At 46.8% G+C, this 23,683-nt stretch carries 19 protein-coding genes; 9 read left to right on the top strand and 10 right to left on the bottom strand.

The window, feature by feature from the left end; all coding sequences use genetic code 11:
* The first annotated feature begins 65 nt into the window (after positions 1-65).
* A complete protein-coding gene (locus tag NFI80_RS22525) occupies positions 66-875 on the top strand; it encodes a UDP-2,3-diacylglucosamine diphosphatase (RefSeq protein ID WP_235163903.1) in 810 nt (269 codons plus the stop codon).
* A gap of 3 nt (positions 876-878) precedes the next feature.
* Here the strand turns inward: NFI80_RS22525 and NFI80_RS22520 are convergent, their stop codons facing one another.
* The 4 genes from NFI80_RS22520 to NFI80_RS22505 all read right to left on the bottom strand — a co-directional run bounded on the left by NFI80_RS22520 (position 879) and on the right by NFI80_RS22505 (position 3,771).
* Entirely contained in the window at positions 879-1,625 is a 747-nt protein-coding gene (locus NFI80_RS22520) for a carboxypeptidase-like regulatory domain-containing protein (protein WP_235163902.1), read from the bottom strand.
* A 128-nt stretch (positions 1,626-1,753) separates the two neighbouring features.
* On the bottom strand, positions 1,754-2,587 hold the full coding sequence (locus NFI80_RS22515; protein WP_235163901.1) for a phosphatidate cytidylyltransferase: 834 nt from the start codon (positions 2,585-2,587) through the stop codon (positions 1,754-1,756).
* Positions 2,559-2,780 (bottom strand): putative signal transducing protein, encoded by a 222-nt coding sequence (locus tag NFI80_RS22510; protein WP_026628527.1) that lies wholly within the window; start codon positions 2,778-2,780, stop codon positions 2,559-2,561. The genes NFI80_RS22515 and NFI80_RS22510 overlap by 29 nt, the downstream gene beginning before the upstream one ends.
* 19 nt (positions 2,781-2,799) lie before the next feature.
* Positions 2,800-3,771 carry a CPBP family intramembrane glutamic endopeptidase gene (locus tag NFI80_RS22505; protein WP_235163900.1) on the bottom strand — a complete coding sequence of 324 codons (972 nt, stop codon included), beginning with the start codon at positions 3,769-3,771 and terminating at the stop codon, positions 2,800-2,802.
* A gap of 65 nt (positions 3,772-3,836) precedes the next feature.
* Between NFI80_RS22505 and dusB the strand changes: the two genes are divergently transcribed.
* The 4 genes from dusB (at position 3,837) to frr (ending at position 6,728) form a co-directional block, all read left to right on the top strand.
* Entirely contained in the window at positions 3,837-4,826 is a 990-nt protein-coding gene (gene dusB / locus NFI80_RS22500; protein WP_235163899.1) for a tRNA dihydrouridine synthase DusB, read from the top strand.
* Positions 4,820-5,356 carry a biotin/lipoyl-containing protein gene (locus NFI80_RS22495; RefSeq protein WP_235163898.1) on the top strand — a complete coding sequence of 179 codons (537 nt, stop codon included), beginning with the start codon at positions 4,820-4,822 and terminating at the stop codon, positions 5,354-5,356. Before dusB ends, NFI80_RS22495 begins: the two co-directional genes overlap by 7 nt.
* A 63-nt stretch (positions 5,357-5,419) precedes the next feature.
* Positions 5,420-6,139, top strand: coding sequence for a UMP kinase (gene pyrH, locus NFI80_RS22490; RefSeq protein WP_026628531.1), 720 nt, complete (start codon positions 5,420-5,422; stop codon positions 6,137-6,139).
* A gap of 28 nt (positions 6,140-6,167) precedes the next feature.
* Entirely contained in the window at positions 6,168-6,728 is a 561-nt protein-coding gene (gene frr, locus NFI80_RS22485) for a ribosome recycling factor (RefSeq protein WP_235160414.1), read from the top strand.
* Positions 6,729-6,809: 81 nt separating this feature from the next.
* Here frr and NFI80_RS22480 read toward each other — a convergent pair whose 3' ends face one another.
* Positions 6,810-7,802: a UDP-glucuronic acid decarboxylase family protein gene (locus NFI80_RS22480; protein WP_235163897.1), complete on the bottom strand. Its 993-nt coding sequence runs from the start codon at positions 7,800-7,802 to the stop codon at positions 6,810-6,812.
* 38 nt (positions 7,803-7,840) lie between these two features.
* On the bottom strand, positions 7,841-9,157 hold the full coding sequence (locus NFI80_RS22475; protein ID WP_235163896.1) for a UDP-glucose dehydrogenase family protein: 1,317 nt from the start codon (positions 9,155-9,157) through the stop codon (positions 7,841-7,843).
* A gap of 212 nt (positions 9,158-9,369) precedes the next feature.
* On the opposite strand from NFI80_RS22475, the gene NFI80_RS22470 reads away from it, so the two are divergent.
* The 3 genes from NFI80_RS22470 to NFI80_RS22460 all read left to right on the top strand — a co-directional run bounded on the left by NFI80_RS22470 (position 9,370) and on the right by NFI80_RS22460 (position 12,012).
* Positions 9,370-10,533: an acyl-CoA dehydrogenase family protein gene (locus tag NFI80_RS22470; protein ID WP_235163895.1), complete on the top strand. Its 1,164-nt coding sequence runs from the start codon at positions 9,370-9,372 to the stop codon at positions 10,531-10,533.
* A gap of 128 nt (positions 10,534-10,661) precedes the next feature.
* Positions 10,662-11,576, top strand: coding sequence for an SPFH domain-containing protein (locus tag NFI80_RS22465; protein ID WP_235163894.1), 915 nt, complete (start codon positions 10,662-10,664; stop codon positions 11,574-11,576).
* A gap of 1 nt (position 11,577) precedes the next feature.
* A complete protein-coding gene (locus NFI80_RS22460; RefSeq protein WP_026628537.1) occupies positions 11,578-12,012 on the top strand; it encodes an NfeD family protein in 435 nt (144 codons plus the stop codon).
* 81 nt (positions 12,013-12,093) lie between these two features.
* On the opposite strand, the gene pafA (NFI80_RS22455) is transcribed toward NFI80_RS22460, so the two are convergent.
* The 3 genes from pafA (NFI80_RS22455) to NFI80_RS22445 all read right to left on the bottom strand — a co-directional run bounded on the left by pafA (NFI80_RS22455) (position 12,094) and on the right by NFI80_RS22445 (position 18,423).
* Positions 12,094-13,725: an alkaline phosphatase PafA gene (gene pafA / locus NFI80_RS22455; protein ID WP_235164357.1), complete on the bottom strand. Its 1,632-nt coding sequence runs from the start codon at positions 13,723-13,725 to the stop codon at positions 12,094-12,096.
* A gap of 85 nt (positions 13,726-13,810) precedes the next feature.
* Entirely contained in the window at positions 13,811-15,487 is a 1,677-nt protein-coding gene (pafA, locus tag NFI80_RS22450; protein ID WP_235163893.1) for an alkaline phosphatase PafA, read from the bottom strand.
* A gap of 125 nt (positions 15,488-15,612) precedes the next feature.
* Positions 15,613-18,423 carry a M16 family metallopeptidase gene (locus NFI80_RS22445; RefSeq protein ID WP_235163892.1) on the bottom strand — a complete coding sequence of 937 codons (2,811 nt, stop codon included), beginning with the start codon at positions 18,421-18,423 and terminating at the stop codon, positions 15,613-15,615.
* Positions 18,424-18,637: 214 nt separating this feature from the next.
* Here NFI80_RS22445 and NFI80_RS22440 point away from each other — a divergent pair, with 214 nt between their 5' ends.
* A complete protein-coding gene (locus tag NFI80_RS22440) occupies positions 18,638-19,030 on the top strand; it encodes a hypothetical protein (RefSeq protein WP_233797373.1) in 393 nt (130 codons plus the stop codon).
* A gap of 2 nt (positions 19,031-19,032) precedes the next feature.
* Here NFI80_RS22440 and NFI80_RS22435 read toward each other — a convergent pair whose 3' ends face one another.
* Complete coding sequence (locus NFI80_RS22435) at positions 19,033-23,622, bottom strand: translocation/assembly module TamB domain-containing protein (RefSeq protein WP_235163891.1); 4,590 nt, start codon at positions 23,620-23,622, stop codon at positions 19,033-19,035.
* Positions 23,623-23,683: the final 61 nt, after the last annotated feature.

The following is a 23,683-nucleotide window of genomic DNA, read 5'->3' as shown; positions in this document are numbered from 1 at the left end:
TCTAGAAAGAGATTGCTAAAAAATCACGCCGGTGAATGTAAATTGCAGCGCATTTAAAATTCCGCATGAACTTTCATTTTGAGAAAAAGACGATTCACCTGCAAGATGGCCGCCGCGCCTATTTTTCATCGGATTATCATCTTGGCGTCCCTTCCCCGTTGCAGAGTCGCGAGCGCGAAAAGCGCATTGTAAGCTGGCTGGAATCCATTCAGCACGATGCACAGGTGATATTTTTGGTGGGTGATATTTTTGATTTTTGGTTTGAATACAAAAAGGCAGTTCCCAAGGGTTTTGTGCGGTTGCTAGGGAAACTGGCAGAGCTTTCCGACAAAGGAATTGAGCTCATTATCTTCACCGGAAACCATGATATGTGGATGTCGGGCTATCTGACAGAAGAAGTTGGCGCTGCTATTTACAGAAATCCTGTCTCGTTTACATTTGATACAAAAGGCACTTCGAAAACCATGTTAGTAGGCCACGGCGATGGACTCGGGCCGGGCGACAGCACTTATAAGTTTCTGAAAAAGGTTTTTGAAAACCGTTTTTTCCAAATGATCTTCCGTATTGTTCATCCGGATGTGGGCATGTGGATTGCGATGGAATGGTCTAGAAGAAGCCGGATTGCCAACGTGAACAAGGGCGAAGAGCGCTTTATGGGCGCGGACCATGAATGGTTATTTCAATATTGCAGAGAAGTTGAGCAAACGCAGCACCACGATTTTTACATTTTCGGGCACCGGCATCTCGTCCTGGATATGCAGGTCAATGCGCGATCTCGTTACATTAATCTCGGAGAATGGGTTTCGCAGCAACATTTCGCCACGTTTGACGGCAGCAATCTGACATTGAAAAAGTTTGATCCTGCGCTGCTTTAAGCATTACTGACCGTTTTTCTTAATATCATTATCAGGCATGGGAGGAATAAAATCCTGCTTGGTAATATTCTCGCGGGGAGCCGCGTTGAGGTCTTTTCTCCAATCTTTTTGTTTCAAATCACCTTTTTTAACGGATTTGATGAAGTTGGCCCAGGCGAATGGGTTCAGGAATGGAAATGTGGTCGCAAAGCCTTTATTACCCGTTGATTCACGCCCGAAAAGCAACTGGTCCATCGAATAGCGATAATTGGTTTGTGCATTATTAGGCACCTGCGCAGCCATTCTGTTAATGTAGTCCGGGTCTGTGCTTCTTGCCAATGCATCCCTATCTGCCTGATCGGGCAATTTCAAATCGAGGAATGCTTTCTTGAATTCTTCTTCTGTTGAATAGGGATAAATGGTCACGCCGGAAAGCGTTACCACATCTTCTCTCAGCGCTACAATGGCCGAGTAAATATCTGAATTATAGCTTCTTGGAATAACGTGATATTGTTTTTTGAAACCTACATAACCAAAAACAATGCTATCGCCCGGAAAAACTTTAATTGTGAAAGAACCGTCGCTTCTGGATAATGTTCCCCGTCCCGCGTTTACAATGAAAATCGTTGCCCCAGGCAGGATTTCGGTGGTTTTGCCTCCTACGACCATCCCTGAAAACACAATTGCACTTTGTTCACCCTGCGCATACGAATCCCGGACTCCAGTTACACCTGCAAGTATCAATAAAAATATAAAAAGACTCCGTTTCATTTCCAGATTGTTATTCCAAAATCAATGTTAAACCAAATGCATTTGTAATCGTTGCTAAACTTTTGTTCCTGTTTTAAAAACGACTTACCGCCTCACGGATTGCCTGCTGAACAGACTTACTCGTGTTACTAGGAAAAAAGCTTTAAAAAAGTGACGATAAACGGAGCCGAAAGAAGCAGACCATCGAACCGATCTAAAAAGCCTCCGTGACCCGGAATACTACTTCCCGAGTCCTTAATGGCAATGCTCCGCTTGAAAAGGGACTCTACCAGATCGCCGTAAGTGCCCACTACCACAATAATGGCCCCGATGCAATACCATTTCCAGGGTTCGAAGGTACGGAAATAATAACCGAGGGCAAAGGCGATAAATGCCGCGAACACCGCACTTCCCACCGCACCTTCCCATGATTTCTTGGGAGAAATGCGCTCAAAAAGCTTTCTTTTCCCAAATTTCGTCCCTGCAAAATAGCCGCCAATGTCCGAGGCCCAAAGCAAAAGCAGGCTCCCCAGCACGATTTCATAATTGTAATTCCCGCCGCGCATCGCCATCACAATAATAAGGGCAAATGGAAGCGCCACGTAAATGATGCCCAGAAACGTAAAACCAATGTTGGTAAAGGGTTTCAGATCGTTCTTTTTATACAGCTTGATAAAAAATATCATCGATAGCAACGGGCTGATTATGAAGTAATTTTCAAATGGCACAATGTCTTGCTCTATCAGATACGCAAGTAACATCATGACTGTGCCACAGAATGTTCCATAATATGTCAGCGGCTGGTTTCCGTCGAGGCCAAGGAGCTTGTAAAATTCCAGTTGGGTAAGCGAGCTGATGGTGCAAAAAAGGAGCAGAAAGGTCAATTCATTGTAAAGGATGCAGCTAATGATCACAAATACACCTGCCAGAGCAGTGATTGTCCTTTGCTGTAAATTATTCAGATTCGTTAAGCGCTCCTTCATTCGTTATTATCATTTGGGCCTGTGAAAGATCACCAGCCGGCACGTGCACTTCATACATTCCGAATACCGGATAATTGCTGTCTTTTTTGTCAACGATGACAGCTGCAATTCCGTTTTGTTCTAAAATTTCACGGGCAATATCAGCCCGCATCACTTGTGCGCTCTGATAAGCCTTCACCCAATTTTCAGCCATATATAATTAAAATATTGATTTAAAACTCCTTATCCATCAGTAAAGGCTCTTTCTGCATCGCGCTCGTTTTCCGTATAGAAAACAATATGCCAGCAGAAACCAGCAACGAAGATAAGATCAGCATCACCGGCATCGACTTTGTTTCTTCCACATCGATGCTCACCGCACCAATGTTGTTGAGATACATCATCACAAGCACGAAGCCGTTATTGACAAAATGGGCGAGTATAGCCACCCAGATGTTTCCCGTCCAGTAATATAGGTAACCAAACACTGCCCCCAACATCATCCGGGGCAAAAATCCGTAAAACTGAAAATGGATAGCACTAAAAATAGCCGCCGCAACCCAGATCCCCACATGCGGGTTTCCCCAAAGCTTGATCAGCTTAGTCTGGATAACCCCGCGAAAAAGCACTTCCTCGCCTAGTGCAGGCAACAAAACCACCACAAACAATGCAACCAGCAACTGGCTAAACTGTGTATATTCCGTCATAAAAGCCGTCATCACCGAAAGCTGATTCTCTTTCTCCTTCATCCACAATTCCAGCTCCGACAATGCATCCGGCAGCTTCATGGCTGCATTCCATTCTATAAACTTGCTATTAACTGGAATAAAAGCCAGAACAAGCAAAAAAGCCAGTAACCAGACCCTGAAAGCGGGTTTGGGACGGAAGTCAAATTCAGCGATCGATTTACGATCTATATAAATCCAGAAAACAAGCGAAGGAAGCAGGTAGGAGAAGAAATGGACCGTGCCCTGCAGCAACATTAATGCATACCAACCATTGGGAACTTCGCCCGGGTTGCTTAGTAATTGAGTCAAAACACCGGTAATGCTGCTGGTATCCACATGCAAATAAAGCGCAAGCACCATAACCGCCAGGATATTGCCCACCGCCATACCAATGAGCACAAAGCCGATGAGGACCAACAAACTGCCTCCTATGCCGGGTACACGGGAAACTAACTGAATAGGGTTACTATTTTGCATAATTGATGTAAATTTACAGTTAATTATGAATTTAAAAATAAGGAATAGGCGTCAGCCTTTGTGAGATGGTAAAAATCGGAAACATACAGTTAGGTGATTTTCCACTGCTTCTGGCACCGATGGAGGACGTAAGTGACCCTCCTTTCAGGGCGGTTTGCAAGGAAAACGGTGCGGATCTGATGTACACGGAATTTGTATCGTCGGAAGGATTGATCCGCGATGCGGCGAAAAGTGTGCAGAAGCTTGACATATTTGAATATGAACGGCCGGTTGGCATTCAGCTTTTTGGCAGCGACATTGAAACCATGGGTTCATGCGCCGAGATCGCATCCCGCGTAAATCCCGACCTGATCGATATAAATTATGGCTGCCCGGTGAAAAACGTGGCTTGTCGTGGCGCCGGTGCTGCATTGTTGCAGGATATCCCTAAAATGGTCAAGATGACCGACGCGGTGGTGAAATCGACGCATTTGCCGGTAACCGTGAAAACCCGACTAGGTTGGGACGAGAATACAAAGAATGTGCAGGAAGTTGCAGAACGCTTGCAGGATATCGGCATTCAGGCATTATCCATTCACGGCCGCACGCGCGTACAAATGTACAAAGGCTCGGCAGATTGGACATTGATCTCGATGATTAAGGACAATCCGCGCATTACGATCCCAATTTTCGGGAATGGCGATGTAGATTCCCCTGAAAAGGCATTGGAATACAAAAACAGGTTCGGCGTGGACGGCATCATGATTGGCCGCGCAACGATTGGCAATCCCTGGATCTTTAACGAGATCAAACATTATATGAGAACGGGCGAAAAGCTGGCTCCGCCTACAATGGAACAGCGCGTGGCCGTTTGCCGCAAACACCTTGAATTCTCGATCCGCTGGAAAGGCCCGGTTGCGGGTATTTTTGAAATGCGCAGGCATTATACCAATTATTTCAAAGGACTCGATCATTTCAAACCCTTCCGCATGCGGCTGGTTGAAGGAATGACCTATGAAGAGCTCGACGGGATTTTACAGGAAGTTGTCCACGAATACAGCGAAGCATTATGCTAAAAATCGCTGTATCCGACGCGCCGGCAACCGAACATGGTGACGACGCGTCTACCGGGCATGTTTTTGAGATCAATAAAGAGCAGAACAACTTGTCCATAGGCGGCGAAACGTTTGATGGCGACATTACAACGCTTGGCAACAACCATTTTCACGCCATTTGGAAAAACAAATCCTACAACATTGAGGTCCTCGAACACAATGTTGCAGAGAAAACGTTTCACCTGCTCATCAACGGCCAGCACATTCATACCAAAGCAAAAGACGAGCTGGACTTGCTGCTGGAAGGAATGGGATTGCAAAACACCAGCATCGCCAAGATTAATAATGTGAAAGCACCCATGCCCGGACTCATCCAGTCCGTCGCCGTTGCCGAAGGCGATACGATCCAAAAGGGCGACACATTGCTCGTGCTGGTGGCCATGAAGATGGAAAATACGATTAAATCTTCCGGAAACGGAGTGGTGAAGACATTGAAGGTTGCGGCTGGTGAAATCGTTGAAAAAAACCAGGTATTGCTCGAGTTTCAATAAATTACTTGTTAATCTTAACTTCCTACGCTTATTTTTACGGTCGAAAACACCTATCTCACAATCATGCCCGAACCAAAATATAAACGTTTACTACTGAAACTGAGCGGAGAAGCACTAAATGGCGGCGACAAAGGCCAGGTTATTGACTTCAACATTCTTGATAATTATGCCCGGGAAATCAAGAGAATTGCCGAAGTAGGCGTTCAGATTGCAATCGTGATCGGAGGAGGAAATATTTTCCGCGGCGCATCCGTCGAAAAATCGGGCATCGACAGAGTGCAGGGCGACCATATGGGCATGCTGGCCACCGTCATTAATGGGATGGCCATTCAGAGTTCACTTGAAAAACATGGAGTAAACACGCGTTTAATGTCTGCGATCAAAATGGAGCAGGTTTGCGAGCCTTTGATCCGCCGCCGCGCGATCCGTCACTTGGAAAAAGGACGCGTTGTTATATTCGGTGCCGGAACGGGTAACCCCTATTTCACCACAGACACAACAGCCGGACTTCGTGCGATTGAATCGGAATCCGAGGTGGTTTTAAAAGGAACACGTGTAGACGGTGTTTACACAGCCGATCCTGAAAAAGACCCGCTTGCTACGAAATACACCCAACTTACATTTGACGAAGCATTGTCCAAAAATCTGAAAATCATGGATTTGACGGCATTTACACTTTGCAAGGAAAACAATGTTCCGATCATCGTTTTTGATATGAACAAGCCTGGTAACCTGTACGATCTGGTGATGGGTGAAGAAGTGGGAACATTGATATCTAACTAGCAGTAATACAATATATTATTACAAAATAATGGAAGAAATAGAATTATATCTGGATGACGCCAAGGACACCATGGAAGGCGCCATCAAGCACCTGATCATTGAACTCGGTAAAATACGCGCCGGAAAAGCATCTCCTCAAATGCTGGAAGGCCTTCAGATCGATTATTACGGCTCCATGACGCCATTGCAAAATGTGGCAACGATCAACACGCCTGACGCGAGGACGATCGCGATCAGGCCGTTTGAGAAAAAAATCATCAATGACATTGAAAAAGCGATCCGTAACGGAAACCTGGGTTTTGCACCTTCCAATGATGGGGAAATGATCCGTATTTCGGTTCCGCCATTGAACGAAGAACGCAGAAGAGAACTGGTGAAACGTGCGAAAAACGAGATCGAGACGGCGAAGATCAACATCCGTAACATTCGCCAGGATGCGAACAATTCATTGCGTAAGCTGACGAAAGAAGGCGTTGCGGAGGATTTGGTGAAGCTAAGCGAAGACCGCGTTCAGAAACTAACCGATGGCTTTATCACCAAAGTGGAGCAGATTTTCAATGCGAAAGAAAAAGAGATCATGGAAGTGTAGTGATTTAATATCAATAGCCTGCCAACAAAAAATCCCGCAGAAGCGGGATTTTTTGTTTACTATCATTTCTAAAAGTATCTCTTATTTTGAGGCGCTGAAACTTTCAAATCCTCTATGGTTGGATTCTTCGTAAAGTCTCTCCTTCGGAAGGTTGCGGAAGTAATCGTAAGTGATACGCAAACCTTCTTCACGGGTAACTTTTGGTTCCCAGCCAAGGATTTCTCTTGCCAATGTAATGTCCGGCTGACGCTGTTTCGGATCATCTTGTGGCAAGGGCTGATAAATCACTTTTTGATTCGTTCCGGTCAACTTGATAATTTCCTCAGCAAACTCTCCGATCGTAATCTCAGCAGGGTTACCAATGTTAACAGGCAACGAATAATCGCTCATTAGCAATCGATAAATGCCTTCTACAAGGTCATCTACATAGCAGAATGCACGAGTTTGCGTTCCGTCACCGAACACCGTGATGTCCTCGCCTCTCAGCGCTTGTCCGATGAATGCCGGCAATACGCGTCCGTCGTTGAGGCGCATTCTTGGTCCGTAAGTGTTAAAGATCCTTACAATGCGCGTTTCCAGCTCGTGATAACGGTGGTAAGCCATCGTGATCGCTTCCTGATAACGTTTTGCTTCGTCATAGCAGCCGCGTGGCCCGATCGGGTTTACGTGGCCCCAGTAATCTTCGGTTTGCGGGTGAACCAATGGATCACCGTACACTTCGGATGTGGAAGCAATGATAAAACGTGCTTTTTTAACCCGGGCAAGCCCAAGCAGGTTATGTGTTCCCATCGCACCCACTTTCAGGGTTTGGATAGGGATTTTTAGATAGTCAATAGGACTGGCAGGCGATGCAAAGTGCATGATGTAATCCAGCTCTCCCGGCACGTGTACAAATTTCGTAACATCGTGGTGGTTAAACTCAAAATTCGGATTTGGCATCAAATGCTCAATGTTGCGCATATCCCCTGTGATGAGGTTATCCATCCCGATCACATACATGCCTTCTTTCAGGAAGCGCTCGCAAAGGTGTGAGCCCAGGAAACCCGCCGCTCCGGTTATTAATACACGTTTCATTTAAAATGAGATAGGTTTAATGTTGAAATTTGACTTCCTCAGGCCGGAACGACTTTTTCGCGTCCAATGCTGAAATAAGTGTAACCCATTTCACGCATTGTTTCCAGTTCATAGAGGTTTCTTCCGTCAAAAACTACTTTATTTTTAAGCAGCTTACCCATTTTTTCAAACTCAGGTGTACGGAACTGCGGCCATTCTGTGAAGATCATTAGTGCATCTGCATCATCCAGGGCTGCATATGGTGTATGGCAGAAAGTTACTTTATCGCCAAGTATATTTTTGACATTCGTCATCGCTTCCGGATCGTAAACGGTCACTCTCGCGCCGCCTGCCAGCAATGCCTGAATGTTTTCCAAAGCCGGTGCTTCACGGATATCGTCTGTATAAGGCTTAAATGCAAGTCCCCACACAGCGATTGTTTTATCTTTCAGACTTCCTCCGAAATAGTTGTCAACCATTGGCAACAGCTTTTTCTTCTGGTCATCATTCACATCCATTACTGATTGCAGGATGCGGAAATCGTAGTCGTAATCTTTTGATGTTTTGGCAAGTGCCTGCACGTCTTTCGGGAAACAGCTTCCGCCATAACCGATTCCGGCGAATAAGAAACGCTTTCCGATACGGCTGTCTGTTCCGATACCACGACGGATATCGTCCACATTAGCACCCACTTTTTCGCAAAGGTTTGCGATTTCGTTCATGAAAGTGATTTTCATGGCCAGGAATGAGTTGGCAGCATATTTTGTCATTTCAGCAGAACGCTCGTCCATGAAAATAACAGGGTTACCCTGGCGAACCAATGGAGCGTACAATTTCTCCATCACTTTCTTCGCTTTTTCAGAGGAAGTTCCAACCACAACGCGGTCTGGCTTCATAAAGTCCTCAACAGCAACACCTTCCCGCAGGAACTCGGGGTTAGAAACCACATCGAATTCAACTGTTGCATTGGCTGCGATGGCTGCATGCACTTTTTCAGCAGTTCCCACAGGAACAGTGCTTTTATCAATAATTACCGCGTATTGTTCCATAATATGTCCCAGATCGTCGGCAACTTTCAGGATATATTTCAAGTCGGCAGAACCATCTTCACCCGGAGGCGTTGGAAGTGCAAGGAAAATAACCTCTGCATCCTTAATTCCTTCTGCAAGATTGGTTGTGAACACCAAACGACCTTCGGCAACATTGCGATCAAAAAGCACGTCAAGACCCGGCTCATAAATGGGAATTTCGCCTTTTTGCAAACGTTCAACTTTTTTGACATCAATGTCAACGCAGGTTACCTGATTGCCCGTCTCGGCGAAGCATGTTCCCGTAACCAAACCTACGTACCCTGTTCCTACAACTGCGATTTTCATAAAATGTGATAATTATTATATAGCTGTTCTGAGACTTATTAATTAACGTTAAATATTTGTACTTAACCAAGACGGCTAACTTTTGGGGTATGCAAAAGTAACTTTTTTTAAATGAATCTTCACCTCCTCTTGTAGGATTTGTTCGTTTACGGATGGTGATTTTTATACAAATCTTACTAACATTGAACAACACAATATAATCATCAGCAAATATGGACTTACTAAAAGAGGATTCAGTTGAAAGCCAGCGGGAACAAACCTGCGACCTGATCCGTGAGACAGTCAAAGACTTTACAGCGATCCATATAAAGCCTTATATCAGAGAGTGGGACGAAGCACAGCAATTTCCTAAAACATTGTTTCACAGCCTGGGCGAACTGGGCCTGATGGGCATGCTGGTGCCGGAGCAGTACGGCGGATCCGGATTAGGATATAAAGAATATGTGACGGCGATCATTGAGCTCTCCAAAACAGATCCTTCGGTGGGATTATCCATGGCTGCGCACAACTCGCTTTGCACAAATCATATATTAATGTTCGGCAGCGAAGAGCAAAAACAAACCTATCTTCCCAAACTGGCATCCGGCCAGAACGTAGGCGCCTGGGGACTTACGGAACCTAATACAGGCTCGGACGCGGGCAATATGCAGACCGTGGCCGTGCGTGACGGCGACGACTGGATCATCAACGGCTCCAAGAATTTCATCACCAATGGGAGATCAGGAGATGTTGCTGTAATCATTACCAGAACCGGCGAGCCCGGCGACAAGCACGGCGCCACAGCATTCATCATTGAGCAGGGCACCCCCGGGTTCACATCCGGTCGCAAAGAAGACAAGCTCGGCATGCGCGCATCCGAAACTGTGGAGCTTATTTTCCAGGATTGCCGCGTTTCCGACCGGCAGCGGCTGGGTGATGTAGGAGATGGTTTTATTCAATCATTAAAAGTCCTGGATGGCGGCCGGATCTCCATTGCCGCATTGGGCGTAGGCACTGCATTGGGTGCCTATGAAGCCGCGCTGGCTTATTCCAAGGAGCGCAAGCAATTCGGGAAAGCGATCTGTGATTTTCAGGCGATTGCCTTCAAGCTGGCCGACATGTATACTGACGTTCAGGCATCCACATTGCTTACTTTTCACGCTGCAGCATTGAAGGATGCCGGACAAAAAGTGGCACTGGCGAGCTCAGTTGCCAAATATCACTCTTCCGAAACAGCCGTAAGGGTCGCAAATGAAGCCGTTCAGATTTTTGGCGGATACGGATTCGTGAAGGATTATCCAGCCGAAAAGTTCTACCGCGACAGCAAGCTTTGTACCATTGGCGAGGGCACAAGTGAAATTCAAAAAATGGTTATATCAAAAGAAATATTAAAATAGTAATATACGCGCAACCATCCATCCCCATCTTAAGCCGACGAGCAAGTTTCCGTAATACTGATGCAGGAAGCAGTAGGAAGGAAGTCATGTTATGGCTATTTTCGCAATAGACCATAACCTGACTTGATATGACCACTCCACTTATCGTGTTGCTTGTCCTTGTAGTGTTCACGATCCTGATGACCGTGAAAGTGATCCCACAGCAAACCGCTTACATTATGGAGCGGCTGGGTAAATTCTACGCCGTCCTGCAACCCGGCATCAACTTCATCATCCCGTTTTTCGACCGCATTGCTTATAAATACACGCTTAAGGAAACCGCCATCGACATTCCCGAACAGATCTGCATCACGCGGGATAACGTGCAAGTGCGTATGGACGGTGTCATTTTCATTCAGGTGATTGATCCTAAAAAAGCTGCTTACGGCATTGCTGATTATACATTTGCCGTGATCCAGCTCGCGCAAACAACCATGCGCAGTGAAATAGGAAAACTTGATCTGGACAAAACATTCGAAGAACGGATGACCATTAACCGTGCCGTCGTAGAATCCATTGACGAGGCGGCTACGGGCTGGGGTGTGAAAGTTTTACGTTACGAGATCAAGAATATCACGCCACCCCAGAGCGTTTTGATTGCTATGGAAAAACAAATGCAGGCAGAAAGGGAAAGAAGGGCTGTAATTTTGCAGTCCGACGGTGAGAAGCAGGCGGCGATCAATGTTGCCGAAGGTCAGAAACAAAAAGTGGTTTTGGAATCGGAAGGTCTCAGGTTGAGACAGATTAATGAGGCGGAAGGGGAAGCAGCGGCGTTGCGCTCGGTGGCGGAAGCCACAGCGGAAAGCATCAGGCTGGTGGCCCAGGCCATTCAAGTGGAAGGTGGCGTGGAGGCGGTGCAGCTCAAAGTGGCCGAAAATTATGTGGAACAATTTGGCAAGCTGGCTAAGGCAGGCAATACGCTTATTCTGCCCGCCAACCTGGCAGATATGGGATCATTGATCGCCACCGCGCTTACTGTTGTTAAATCAGAACAAAAGAAATAGTATGGATTTGTCTTTGCCGCAAATATGGCTCATCGTCGGACTGATCATGCTAATTGCAGAACTGGTCAGTGTTTTACTTGTTTTCGTGTTTTTCGCGATCGGTGCATTGTTCACCTCCTTGCTGGCCGCCATAGGCCTGCTCGGCAGCACTGAAAGTCAGATTATTGCTTTCTCTGTTATTTCGCTGGTCTCTATGCTCGTGTTACGCAAGCATGCGCGGCGGTTGCTGGACCGTAAAGGCGCGGCGGAATACAATGAGTTTGTAGGTGAAACGGCCATGGTAATCAAGGACATTCCGGCCCAGGGGGAAGGAAAAATCTATTACCGTGGCGCAGAATGGAAAGCCAACTCCGAAAACCACACCTCCATCACAGCCGGAAGTAAAGTGGTGATTAAAAAAGCAGACGGAATTCTGCTCATTGTCGAAGAATCCTGAATAAGGTCAACCAGAAATTAACAAAAAGAGGCTGCATAGCAGGGATCAGCTCCCCTATGCAGCCTCTTTTTATGTAACAACTTACTTCTTAATCGCCTCCTCCACCGGATTTCCAATGTTGCCGCTGGCTGGCAAAATGTGCAACAATGCAGAAATAGTAGGCGCAATGTCCGAAACCGAAGTCCGGCGCAACGTTTCCCCTTTATTTATCCCCCAACCAAACATAAGGAAAGGCACCTGCGTGTCGTAATTGTAGGGTGTTCCATGGGAAGTTCCCGTCGGCGTTCCGTAAAACCATCCCGGCTCGGCAAGGATCTGAATATCGCCGCTGCGCTTTGCATTCACATTGTTTTTGTAAAGTTCAAGCTGATAGGTGTTCAAAGGCGCCTTTCCCATATCCGTCAGGTTCAAAACGTCTGCTACGCCAGGGACTTTAAGCAATGCTTCCCGGATCACTTCTGTCGCCATAGCAACGGTTATTTTATTTTTCCGCAAAAGGGCGTGATCGAAATACAACTGGTTATTTTCTCTGCTCAGAACGTATTTTTCTTTACCAAATGCGTCATCCAATGCTTTATCGACGGTCGCATTTACAACCCTGCGTTCGACCAGCCCGGCAGGAAGCTTATGCGCCGCTGCAAATCCCGGAACGTCCACAACGCCGTGATCGGCTGTCAGGAAAACGGTGTATTCGCCCTTGCCCACCCAGCTGTCCAGGAAGCCGAAAAGCTCCGCGAATTCGCGGTCCAGGCGCAGGAAGTCGTCTTGCTGTTCCACGGAGTTAGGCCCTACCCTATGCCCGATCTTGTCTGTCGATGAAAAGCTGATCGCCAGGAAATCCGTATCCTTTCCTTTCCCCAGATTTTCTCCCTTAATCGCCTCAATGGCCATTTCTTTCGTAATCGTGTTACCCCACGGCGTATCCGTGACCACACCAAATGCATCGCCAGCCAAACCAGCCAGGTCATAGGGGAAAACAGGCCTTTTGGCACCAGGCAATTTGCCTTCCCAATCTACATCGTCCGGCGAGCTCTGTCCGTAACTATCCGCAGAAAGCAGCAATTGCCAGCCTTTTTGCAGATAGGCCGAAGGCATTTTTTTGGCATTATAATCCTTCACCCACTGCGGCAGGTCGTCCATATAATAGGTGCTCGTCACCCAGTTCCCGGTTTTGGAATCAAACCAATATGAACCGTTGGCGGTATGCCCGCCAGGCAGAATAGAGCCTCTATCCTTGATCGCTACCGCAATCGTTTTGTTACGGAAGTTAGTAGCAATCCTAAGCTGGTCAGACACCGTGCTTGTCAGCAAGTTCCTCGGCGACATTTTGCCCACCGATGGATTATTGCTTCCTACCGTTTTCACTGTGCTGTCTTCCACGCAATAAATGCTTTGCCTGGTAATGGGGTCAAACCATTCATTGCCCACGATGCCGTTGATCGCAGGCACCGAGCCAGTATAGGCCGATGCGTGACCGGCAGCAGTCACGGTTAGTGCATAACTGTAATGATTGTTCCGGCAGTTGAAACCCTCATTCATCATTCTTTTAAAACCACCCTCCTGATATTGATCGTAATAGCGATACAAATAATCGTAACGCATCTGATCCACAACAATACCAACCACGAGTTTAGGCCGCGCGAGTGGAGATGATTTAGGCGTTGTTTTTTTAGGGGTTTGGGCAAATGCAGATACAGAAAGCAGCACCAGCATTGCTTTGAAGCAAATTTTTCTCACGGTTTAGGAATATTTATTAAACAAAAAACCTTGCAACCAATAAAGACTGCAAGGCATAAAACTACTTTTTCAATGCTTCTTCAACGGGGTTGCCCACATTGCCGCTCGGCGGCAGGATGTGCAGCAATGCAGAAATCGTCGGTGCAATGTCCGCAATGGTCGTCCGGCGCAATGTTTCACCTTTATTCACACCCCAACCATAAAGCAGGAACGGCACGTGCGTATCATAATTATAGGGCGTTCCATGATCCGTTCCCGTTGCATACGAAGATGCGAACCAGCCCGGCTGCACAATCACCTGAATATCTCCGGTCCGCTTCGCGTGAATATTGTTCTTATACATTTCCAGTTGATATGTATTCAAGGGAGCACGGTTAATGTCCGTCAGGTTCAAGACATCGGCAACGCCTTCCATAGGCAGCAATGCGGTGCGCACAATCTGGTAAGCATCAGCAACGCTTACCTTCTTTTCCTTCAAAAGCGCTTTGTTAAGGTAAAGCTGATAATTTTCAAAAGCCGAAATGTAATCGCCTTCTCCATAGGCATCATTCAATGATTTCACAACAGCACGCGTCAATGCTGTCGCACTCATTAAGCCAGCGGGCAGCTTGTTTTCTTTCCAGAATGCAGGCACATCCATAGCCCCGTGATCCGCTGTCAGGAAAACTGTGTAATTGCCCTTTCCAGTCCATGTATCCAGGAAATTAAATAGGTCAGCGAATTCCATATCCAGTTTCAGATAATTATCTTCCTGTTCAACAGAATTAGGTCCGAATGCATGGCCGATCCGGTCAGGCGTTGAAAAGCTTACGGCCAGAAAGTCGGTATCCGCTCCCTTACCCAGATTTTCACCCTTAATAGCCGCAATCGCCATATCCTTGGTCATGGTGTTGCCCCATGGAGAAGTGGTGATCACTGTGTAAGCATCACCGGCAGTTCCGATAAGCTCATGCGGGAAAATGGATTTTGGCTCGCCGGAAATTTTACCTTCCCAAACCACATCATCCGCTGTGCTCTGCGTGTATTCCTCAACGGGCAACAACAATTTCCAGCCCGCTTTGGAGTATTCCGAAGGCATTTTTCGATTATTGTATGCAGTCACCCAATCCGGCAAGTTGTCGCGGTAATACGTGCTTGTTACGAAATTCCCTGTTTTTGAATCGAACCAGTAAGCGCCTGATGCGGCATGTCCGGCTGGCAAAATGGAAGCGCGGTCCTTAATGGCTACACCAATTGTTTTTGAACGAAAATTGGTTGCAATCCGCAACTGGTCCGTTACGGTGCTGGTGAGCAGGTTGCGCGGCGACATTTTGCCCACTGCCCCATTGTTGCTTCCTACGGTTGCTACCGTGCTGTCATCTGTGCAGTAGACCGTTTTGGCGGCTTGCGCATCGTACCAGTCGTTCCCGACAATGCCGTTAATGGCTGGCAGCGAACCTGTGTAAACAGCCGAATGTCCTGCGGCAGTGACGGTTAATGCATAATGATAATGGTTGTTCCGGCAATTGAAACCCTCATTCATCAATCTCTTCAAACCGCCTTCTTTGTATTTGTCGTAATAGCGATACAGATAATCATAGCGCATCTGATCCACCACGATGCCCACAACCAGCTTCGGCCGGGCAAGTTTGCCAGGGCTAGCCGTGGCAGGTTTTGTTTTGGATTGACTAAAAACGGAGGGGCTGATGATGAGTCCTGCAATCAGTAATCTTAATGTCAGGTTTTTTATCAATTTCATTGGAGAGGCATTGTAGCGATAAAGGTTTCCTTGTATACTGGGCAAAGATAAAGATGTACTGCTTTAAAAGCAGAAACCGGCAGCAATTTGCCGCCGGTTTAATTCTTCCTTAATATTAAATGCCTCTATTTCTTCTCGCTTCCACCCAGCGGTGCAGGCGCAGCGGCAGCAGGCGCTCCTTTTTTGGCCTTTGCAAAATCACCCGCCTTAATGATTACCAGCTTGTTGTAATCAATGTGTTTATTAAATGCAGATTTGATTTGCTCCGGGGTCAATGCTTCGATCTTCTTCTCAAAATCTGCATCCCACTGCATAGTCCGGTTAAGGTAAAGGTTGTTTGCCAATGTGTTGGTCAGTGAAGCATCCTGCGAGCGTCCTACCTGCCGGGATTGCAGGTAACCCGATTTCGCCGCCTTCAATTCCTCTGCCGTAAAACCTTCCTTCATTGCTTTCTCGATCTCTTCTTTGAATGCAGCTTCCAGCTTCTCTGCATTTTGAGGTGCGTAAATCGCATAGGACATAAATGTGCCGCTTTTATCCAAGGAACTTGCAGAGAATTGTGATCCTACACCATAGCTTAACCCATCTTTCTGGCGAATGCGTGTGGCAAGCCGGGAGTTCAAAAAGCCTCCGCCCAAAAGATAATTACCGATCACCAATGCCGGATAATCCGGGTCTGTGTCTTGCAGAGGCATATTAAGGCCCGCTATAAACATGGCGTTGGCTTTGTCCGGCGTTTCCACCATTTTATTTTCTGCTTTCACAGCTACATAAGGGGAAGCAACGCGTGTAAATGGTTTCGCACTTTTCCAGGTTCCGAATTCGTCATTAATGATCTTTTGAAGTGCCGCTTTGTCGAAATCTCCTACAACCGTTGCAGAAGCATTGTTGGCACCATAAAAATCTTTGTGGAACTGCTTGATCTGGTCAATAGTTGTGGCCTTAATGCTCTCCAGATCTTCATCAAATGTTCCCACGTAACGAATGTCCCCTTTTGGATAGGGCGTTACAATGCGGCGATACTGGTTGAATGCAATCGCCTGCGGCTCACTCCGCTGCGATTCGATTCCGGCCAGTTCCTCCTGTTTTAGTTTTTCAAATTCTGTTTCATCAAAAGCAGGGTTTTTCAAAACTTCCGCCACCAGCTTCATTACAGCAGGCAGGTTTTCTTTTGTCGTTTCAATGTTCGCCCCAGCCTGGTTATTGATCCCGAAGAAACTAACCCGCGCTTTCAGCCGGTCGAATTCGTCTTTCAGCTGCTGTCTTGTCTTAGTTTTTGTGCCCTTATCGAGCATGGACCCCGTAAGATCGGAAATGGTCGCTTTGTTCATCAGGCTCTTTTCATCCCCGTAGCGCAATATGATTTTAGCTGCGACGACATTGCCCCTAGTCGTTTTGGGAAGCAGGGCTATTTCAATGGCATTAGGCTTTTCAACGCGCGTCGTGCGGGATTCCACATTCATTGGCGACGGATCAAATGCCTCTCCTTCTGCTACAACGGCTTCACCTTTATAGCCTTTCACCAATTCCGCTACATTCGGCGCTTCCGGGATTTCAGCCCTTACCGGGTTGGATTCCGGCACGAATGTTCCTAATGTGCGGTTGGACGGACGGAAGTAATATTGTGCAACGCGGAAGACGTCCTCCGGCGAAACTTTCCGAATGTTATCCCGGAAAAGAAATGCAAGCCGCCAGTCGCCAGTTGCAATGGCTTCGCTGATGCTCAGTCCTACCCTTTCGGAATTACGGAATTCCAGGTCCCAGTTTTTCAAAATGGTCGTTTTCGCACGTTCAATGTCTTCTTTGGAGGGTTTCAGAACTGCTGCCGAATCCAATGTGGCGGTAAATGCTTTTTTAGCTTCATCCAGCGATTTTTCCTTTAAAACCTCGGCTCCAAAAAGCACAAATCCCGGATCAAACAACTGAAAGCTGAATCCGAATTCAGATGAAGCCTTCTTTGTATTCACCAGATTTTTGTAAAGCCGGCCGTTGGGTTCAGCAGTTAACAGCTCGGTAAGCACTTCCATGGCGGGATAGTCGGCATGCGAGCCGGGCATAATGTGGTAAGCTGCCATGAGCATTTGCACATCGCCTGTCCTTTTCAGCTCCACAAAACGCTCTCCGTCCTGCGTCGGTTCAGAGGTGTAGGACTTGGGTAATACACGTTCCGGTTTTGCGATTTTACCAAAATAATCATTGATCATTGCCAACGTTTTGGCTTCGTCAATTTTTCCCGCAACCGTCAGGACTGCATTGTCCGGCTGGTAATATTTTTTATAAAAAGCCTGTAAATTTTCAATCGGCACCCTTTCAATGTCGGAGCGGTTTCCGATGGTCGATTTTCCATAGTTATGCCAAAGAAATGCACCCGAAATCACACGCTCCATCAAAACACGGAACGGGCTGTTTTCTCCCGATTCAAACTCATTGCGTACCACGCTGAATTCGCTGTCCAGGTCTTTCTTGGCAATGAAAGAATTCACCATCCTGTCGGATTCCAGGTCGAGCGCCCATTTCAGGTTTTCTTCGGTTGCCGAGAATGTTTCGTAGTAATTGGTGCGGTCATACCAGGTCGTTCCGTTCGGTCTGGTTCCATGCTCTGTGAGCTCCTGTGGAATGTTCGGATGCTTGGGCGTGCCTTTAAATACCATGTGTTCCAGCAAATGCGCCATGCCTGTTTCGCCATAACCTTCATGGCGGGAACCCACCAGGTAAGTGACATTCACCGTAATAGTCGGCTTGGACGGGTCGGGAAACATGAGCACTTTCAGCCCGTTTTCCAGATTGTATTCAGTGATCCCTTCCACCGAAGTGACCTTTTTCACACCTTTCGGCAGATCTTGCGAAAAGGACGGAGCGGCGATCAGGGAGGTTAGCAGCAGACCGATAACAGCTTTGCCACGGAATGCATTTCTTCTTTTAAAATTCATGACCATATCCAGAAGATTATGTAAGATTTAGATTGCATGAAAATAACTCAGATTCCGGCATTTAGCAATGACTTAGGGATAAATGGCGAAATAAAATCCGGTGCAACAGAATGGCAACGTTTTGATGTATAGGCTTCAACTGCCATACATATTTTCCGGTGTCAGTAGGAATTCTGGGAGAAGAATAGCAGTTTTAACTTATATGATTTAATTAAAATAAATGACGCCGATCAAAAGTATAACCCGCCTGCTATTCCTATCTGCCATCATTATCCTGGCGGGCTGCGCCTCGGGCATCCCCATTTCAACGAATACAAAATATCCTATTGAAGTGCTTTATGATAACCAGCCGCTAGATCGGCCCTATTCGGAGATCGGGGTTGTGGAAATTACCAGTGAAGACTCGCTTACCGCGCGTCAAACGCAGGATAAGCGCATGATGTATCGTGGTAATGATGCCAAAACCAAGGAGTTGCTTACTGCGCGTTTGGTTATCAAGGCTCAAAAAATCGGTGCTGATGCGATTATCAATGTCAAATACAAGTATTACACAAGCGTAAAAAGTGAGGGCTATATGCTCAGCGGGCTGGCCGTGAGATACCGCGGGGAATAATTTCAGCGCGTCGGATCCTTTTTAGAGATCATTTTATTGACCGTCGTGTCCTGCCTGCTTGTATCGGCAGGCACATAGGGGATTTTTACCGAAGGTTTTGGCATTAAAGAAATGCGGTTGAAACTGTGCGTAAACTGCATACTCACACCACCGGTTGTCACCGAATTCAAGACAAGCGAGTTCAATACATTGCGGTTATAGGCTTTTACCCGCACCGAACCACTGGGATTGAGCCAGTATTCCAAAGTCCATTCACCCAGCAAGCTGGCCGCGTCATATTGTGATGCGCCGTTCGCACTTTGGGTCCCGGAAGTAAAACGTCCGTCACGCGTAACGCGGAAGCGATCGTTCAGAAAACGGTAAGAAAACCTCAATTGCAGGTTATTAAGCGCATTTTGATCCAGAGAAAGTCCTGAAACCCCCACTTCCAGATTCTCATTGATTCCCGAAGCCCAGCGGCTGATCTGATTGGAAACCAGCTCACTAATGCTGCTCCCCAGGAAATTCTGACTCCCCACCGCGGCCAAACTTGCCTCGGGAAGCAACTGGTTTACAAGCAATAAACTGCTCACCTGTCTGCTCAGTTCCTGTTCGTCAGACTTCAACTTATTCTGAAATGCTTCCAATTGCCCGCGATATGTGCTTAACGATGGGTTATCGAGCACTTTCAGGTCGTAGCGGATCTGTGGCGACATCAGTTGCTCCGAAAGCGCAATAGTCACCTCCACCGGATAGCGGCGCGATAATGCATCGTTTCCTGTTTCGGTGGTGCTGGTATTCGGCAAAACGCCGGCCAGAGAAACCATTTGTGTATAACCTGCTTTCACATCCAGTTGCGCGCCATAAGGATCACCGGACCACACAATGCGGCTTCCGGGTTTGATGCTGAATTTCTTATTAATGACATTCTGCAATGTGAAATTGTATTCTCCCCTTTCAATTTCGTACGTTCCGGCCATCGTGAAATCGCCTTTTGTATCAATGTTGAGGTTCAGCCTGCCGCTGCCGTTCCCGCGGATAATGTCGCCGGTTTGCCTGTCAAAAATGATCTCGCAAGTTGCATCAGGCGTCAGGTTGAAATTAAAATCCATCTTAATGCCGCCTGCAACCTGGCTTCTTGCCGTGGAATCGCCTGATTTTGCGGTGCTGTCTGCCGGTGGCATTTTACTTACAAACTGAATGTAATCCTGCGTGGCCACCTCCGTAGCGCCGTCCAGCGGAATGTGGATTTTGGTGCCTTTGTTGCTGGTCACATTGGCTTCTATATTAAGGTTGTCAATAGGGCCAAAAACGGCCACCGGGCCTGTAACATAAGCTGTTCCGTAAAAAATGCTGTTATCCTTTGCCGTTGTGTTCAGGATTTTAAAATTGTGCAAATCCGCATTAAAACCCAGAGAAAAGTACTTGAAACCATCATGAAAAACCCCACCGCGCAGGTTGGCCGTGTTTCCGTCCGTATCCGTAATGAGCATGTTATCGGATGTAATTTCACTCTCGGTAAAGTTGATCTTATCGCTGAAAGTAAAGGTCGATTGCAGATAATCGAATTTCATCCGGCCTTTATCCACCATTAAAGAACCGGAAAGGATCGGTGCATTCACCACGCCTTTGATCGTTACCACCCCCTTGGCCGTCCCGCTAATGTCCGAAACCAGGCCCGTAGCAAACGGTTCGAGACCTTTGAAATCGAAATTGTTGAAAATAGCCTTCAAATCCAGCGTATTAGCGCTTAATTTGGGACGATAGGCGCCGGTGAGATTGAACACGCGCCGTGCATCTTTGTTCAGCTGCGCATCAATTTCCAGCTCGCTCCTGCTCTGGTCCCAATCGCCTGTCCCGGATAAATTTCCAAATTCATACTGACCATAACCAAGGCTTTCAATGCTGAAATTGGCATCCAGTACAACGTCATTATAAATGTCCTTCACTTTCGCAGAGCCGTCCATAATCCCTGCTAACTGCGTGGTCAACAATGCATTTAAACTGGATAACCTGAAATTTTTGATGTCCAGCACCATGCTTTTTTCCGGATCTTCCGAAGCCGTGCCGTTCACAAAAATCCGCTGCTTGCCACTCACAACGCCTAAATTGGACATCGTCACATCACGCCCTACAATAGAAATGAAGCTTTCAGAAGGCACATTCCAGGTTTCCTCTAAAAGATTAAGCTTCGAATTTTTAAAATTAATGTCCAAGCCAGCGGGCAGGAAACGGATTTCACCGGCCAGATTCGCATTATTCGTGCTGGCTACCTGACTCAGAGCACCATTAAAATCGATATGATCAACATCCCAGGTTCCTTCAATTTCCAGTTTTTCGGTGGGGACCAGCGCGCTTATCTTCTGATTTTCGGATGTTACCAGCATGGAAGCCAAAACTTCCGCTGAGTTCACAAACTTTGAAGTTGTCACATCGACTTCCGCCTTCACAAATTCATTGGTTCCATAACGAACCGTGTCCGAAAGTGCATTCAATGTTAAAAAAGCCGTGTTATCCATTTTAAAGACACCCTCCGCCCTTGCTCCCCTTGAAATATGCACGTCAGGGCTCAGGAATGCGAGGAATCGCGACAGATTCCTGGTTTCCACCGCATAGTCGATCTGGTAACGGCTTAATGACGTGCTAACCGGCTTTTTGGCATAGTATTCGGTCCGGTTTGCTTCGTTTTCGAAGAAGTAAAGTCTGTATTCGGCTAAAATGCGGCTAATGTCCTTGTATGCAGCGGTTGGAAGAAAATTTCCATCCATTTTTGCGGTCAGGAATTCACTTTCCAGTTTCAGGATCCTTCTGTCGGCGATCTGGCGCGATGAGAAAACCAGCGTGTCCATCACCAGATTTCGTTCCTTTTCCGACATCAGCAAATAGGTGTCAAGCAGCTTGGCATCGCCTGTCAGCGCGTCAAATGTATTGCCGGACAGATTAACGTTCAGTTGCGTGCGTAATGTGATGGCCTCCTTTGTAAAACCAAGTTCTTTGAGGTTCGCACGTTCAATGGTTCCTTGCACATCAAATGCATTCTGCGCCTTTGAAAGGTCAAATTCTCCTTCAATGTTGGCGATCAGATTGCTATCTCGCGCAACTACCAGGCCGTTGAAATACTGATTTTGTATATTTCCTTTGAGCTGAATGTTCTTATAATTGTAATGCTGGAACCCAACCCGTCCGACGGTTGCATTCATATCCGTCGATGCGAATTTCAACTCTGTCCCTTTGCCGAAAACCTTACCATCAAAATCCAGCTCCTGCCAGGTTTCTTCGTCATCCAATAACTTACCCAGCTTGAAAGCGGCCGTTTTGATCGTTCCGGAATAGGTGGTTGACTGTGCGTCGGCAATGTGGAAAACGAGATCGCCCGCCACTTCACCCATATCCGAAGAAGCCGTGGCATTCAAAGCAAAATCTTCCAATGTGCCCTTAAATGTGCCATCCAGTAATGTGAGGCCAAATTTCGAAAGCGTGGAATGCATATCCCATTCAGGATAATACTGGATAATGTCCATCGGTTCCACCTTCGAAAGCGACAGTTGAATGTCCATTTTTACACCTTCAATCTTCGGCAATCCCTGAAAACCCACATTACCAACCAAACGGCTCCCTCTTCCGAAATGCAGGTCCATATCCGAAACCATGAAATCATCGACTTTGCCATTAAAATCGCCCGATATGCGCCAGGTTTCACTTAGGTTATCAACATAACTTGAAAAAAGTCCCAGGTCTTTGGAATCAACACGACTTCCTACCAAATGCCCTTTCATGCGGACTTTATGATTGAAATCGCCCAGCTCGCCGGATCTGTTATAGTAAAATATGACTTCATCTTTCAAATGTGAATTGCCGATATGGGCGTCCAGCTCTTTGAGCTCCATCTTTTTTTGGCAAAACAAAAAGCGCGTTTCCAGATCATGCATCCTAAGGCCGGTCTGCTTATCGACTGTTTCCAGGTTTCGGGCCAGAAAAGAAATGGTGTCGCCCTGAACCAGGAAATTTCTCAGGTCCCCGTTTAATTTATTCAACTCGAAATGGGAATAGTCAAAAGTCCTGGCACCTTTATCGCGGGGCTGACGCGGATCATCATAGCGGAATGTGCCGTCGATGACTTTTGATTTACCAATAATAAAAGGCGTGTTGTTTTCAGGTGCGTTTTTGGGGCGCGGAACAGCCGGGGCGGTGAGCTCGTTGATCCGTTCGATGAAGCCATCAATGTTCAATGAGCCTGAGGAAGGTATAATGGCCAGGTGCACATTGGGCTGATATACATTCACTTCATCGAGATAAATTTCTTTTGAAGCGTTTTCAATAATGTTATTAAGGTCCAGATTAACGTCAATCCTGCCGACGTCGATCATATCCTTCTGGCTCGTGTCTTTCACCGAAATACCTTCGAGGGAAACCACGTCGAACCACTTGATATTGACTTTCTCAATGGTAATGGGATAACCCAGCTTCTCAGAAATATTACTGGTAACACGCTGAACTGCCCAGGTTTGGACGGAAGGAAGCTGAAGTGCAATGGTCACAATTCCCAGCGCCAGCAGCGCGAAGATGATCACTACGATCAGACCATTACCAAACGCCTTCAGGAATTTTAACATATATAGCTTCGCGGCGGGATACCGCTTATCTTATTGTTATGCTTAATTTTGCGACTATAGT

The sequence above is a fragment of the Dyadobacter chenhuakuii genome (assembly GCF_023821985.2).
Classification (GTDB): domain Bacteria; phylum Bacteroidota; class Bacteroidia; order Cytophagales; family Spirosomataceae; genus Dyadobacter; species Dyadobacter chenhuakuii.
Note: the sequence above shows the minus strand (reverse complement) of the source record. Positions and strands in the feature narration are given on the sequence as shown.

Excerpts from the sequence above, each read along its gene's own strand:
- frr (WP_235160414.1), top strand. The coding sequence starts at position 6,168 with ATGGAAGAAATAGAATTATATCTGGATGACGCCAAGGACACCATGGAA.
- NFI80_RS22435 (WP_235163891.1), bottom strand. The coding sequence starts at position 23,622 with ATGTTAAAATTCCTGAAGGCGTTTGGTAATGGTCTGATCGTAGTGATC.
- NFI80_RS22480 (WP_235163897.1), bottom strand. The coding sequence starts at position 7,802 with ATGAAACGTGTATTAATAACCGGAGCGGCGGGTTTCCTGGGCTCACAC.
- pyrH (WP_026628531.1), top strand. The coding sequence starts at position 5,420 with ATGCCCGAACCAAAATATAAACGTTTACTACTGAAACTGAGCGGAGAA.
- NFI80_RS22510 (WP_026628527.1), bottom strand. The coding sequence starts at position 2,780 with ATGGCTGAAAATTGGGTGAAGGCTTATCAGAGCGCACAAGTGATGCGG.
- NFI80_RS22515 (WP_235163901.1), bottom strand. The coding sequence starts at position 2,587 with ATGAAGGAGCGCTTAACGAATCTGAATAATTTACAGCAAAGGACAATC.
- pafA (WP_235163893.1), bottom strand. The coding sequence starts at position 15,487 with ATGAAATTGATAAAAAACCTGACATTAAGATTACTGATTGCAGGACTC.
- pafA (WP_235164357.1), bottom strand. The coding sequence starts at position 13,725 with ATGCTGGTGCTGCTTTCTGTATCTGCATTTGCCCAAACCCCTAAAAAA.
- NFI80_RS22505 (WP_235163900.1), bottom strand. The coding sequence starts at position 3,771 with ATGCAAAATAGTAACCCTATTCAGTTAGTTTCCCGTGTACCCGGCATA.
- NFI80_RS22520 (WP_235163902.1), bottom strand. The coding sequence starts at position 1,625 with ATGAAACGGAGTCTTTTTATATTTTTATTGATACTTGCAGGTGTAACT.
- NFI80_RS22495 (WP_235163898.1), top strand. The coding sequence starts at position 4,820 with ATGCTAAAAATCGCTGTATCCGACGCGCCGGCAACCGAACATGGTGAC.
- NFI80_RS22525 (WP_235163903.1), top strand. The coding sequence starts at position 66 with ATGAACTTTCATTTTGAGAAAAAGACGATTCACCTGCAAGATGGCCGC.
- NFI80_RS22470 (WP_235163895.1), top strand. The coding sequence starts at position 9,370 with ATGGACTTACTAAAAGAGGATTCAGTTGAAAGCCAGCGGGAACAAACC.
- dusB (WP_235163899.1), top strand. The coding sequence starts at position 3,837 with ATGGTAAAAATCGGAAACATACAGTTAGGTGATTTTCCACTGCTTCTG.
- NFI80_RS22475 (WP_235163896.1), bottom strand. The coding sequence starts at position 9,157 with ATGAAAATCGCAGTTGTAGGAACAGGGTACGTAGGTTTGGTTACGGGA.
- NFI80_RS22460 (WP_026628537.1), top strand. The coding sequence starts at position 11,578 with ATGGATTTGTCTTTGCCGCAAATATGGCTCATCGTCGGACTGATCATG.
- NFI80_RS22445 (WP_235163892.1), bottom strand. The coding sequence starts at position 18,423 with ATGGTCATGAATTTTAAAAGAAGAAATGCATTCCGTGGCAAAGCTGTT.
- NFI80_RS22440 (WP_233797373.1), top strand. The coding sequence starts at position 18,638 with ATGACGCCGATCAAAAGTATAACCCGCCTGCTATTCCTATCTGCCATC.
- NFI80_RS22465 (WP_235163894.1), top strand. The coding sequence starts at position 10,662 with ATGACCACTCCACTTATCGTGTTGCTTGTCCTTGTAGTGTTCACGATC.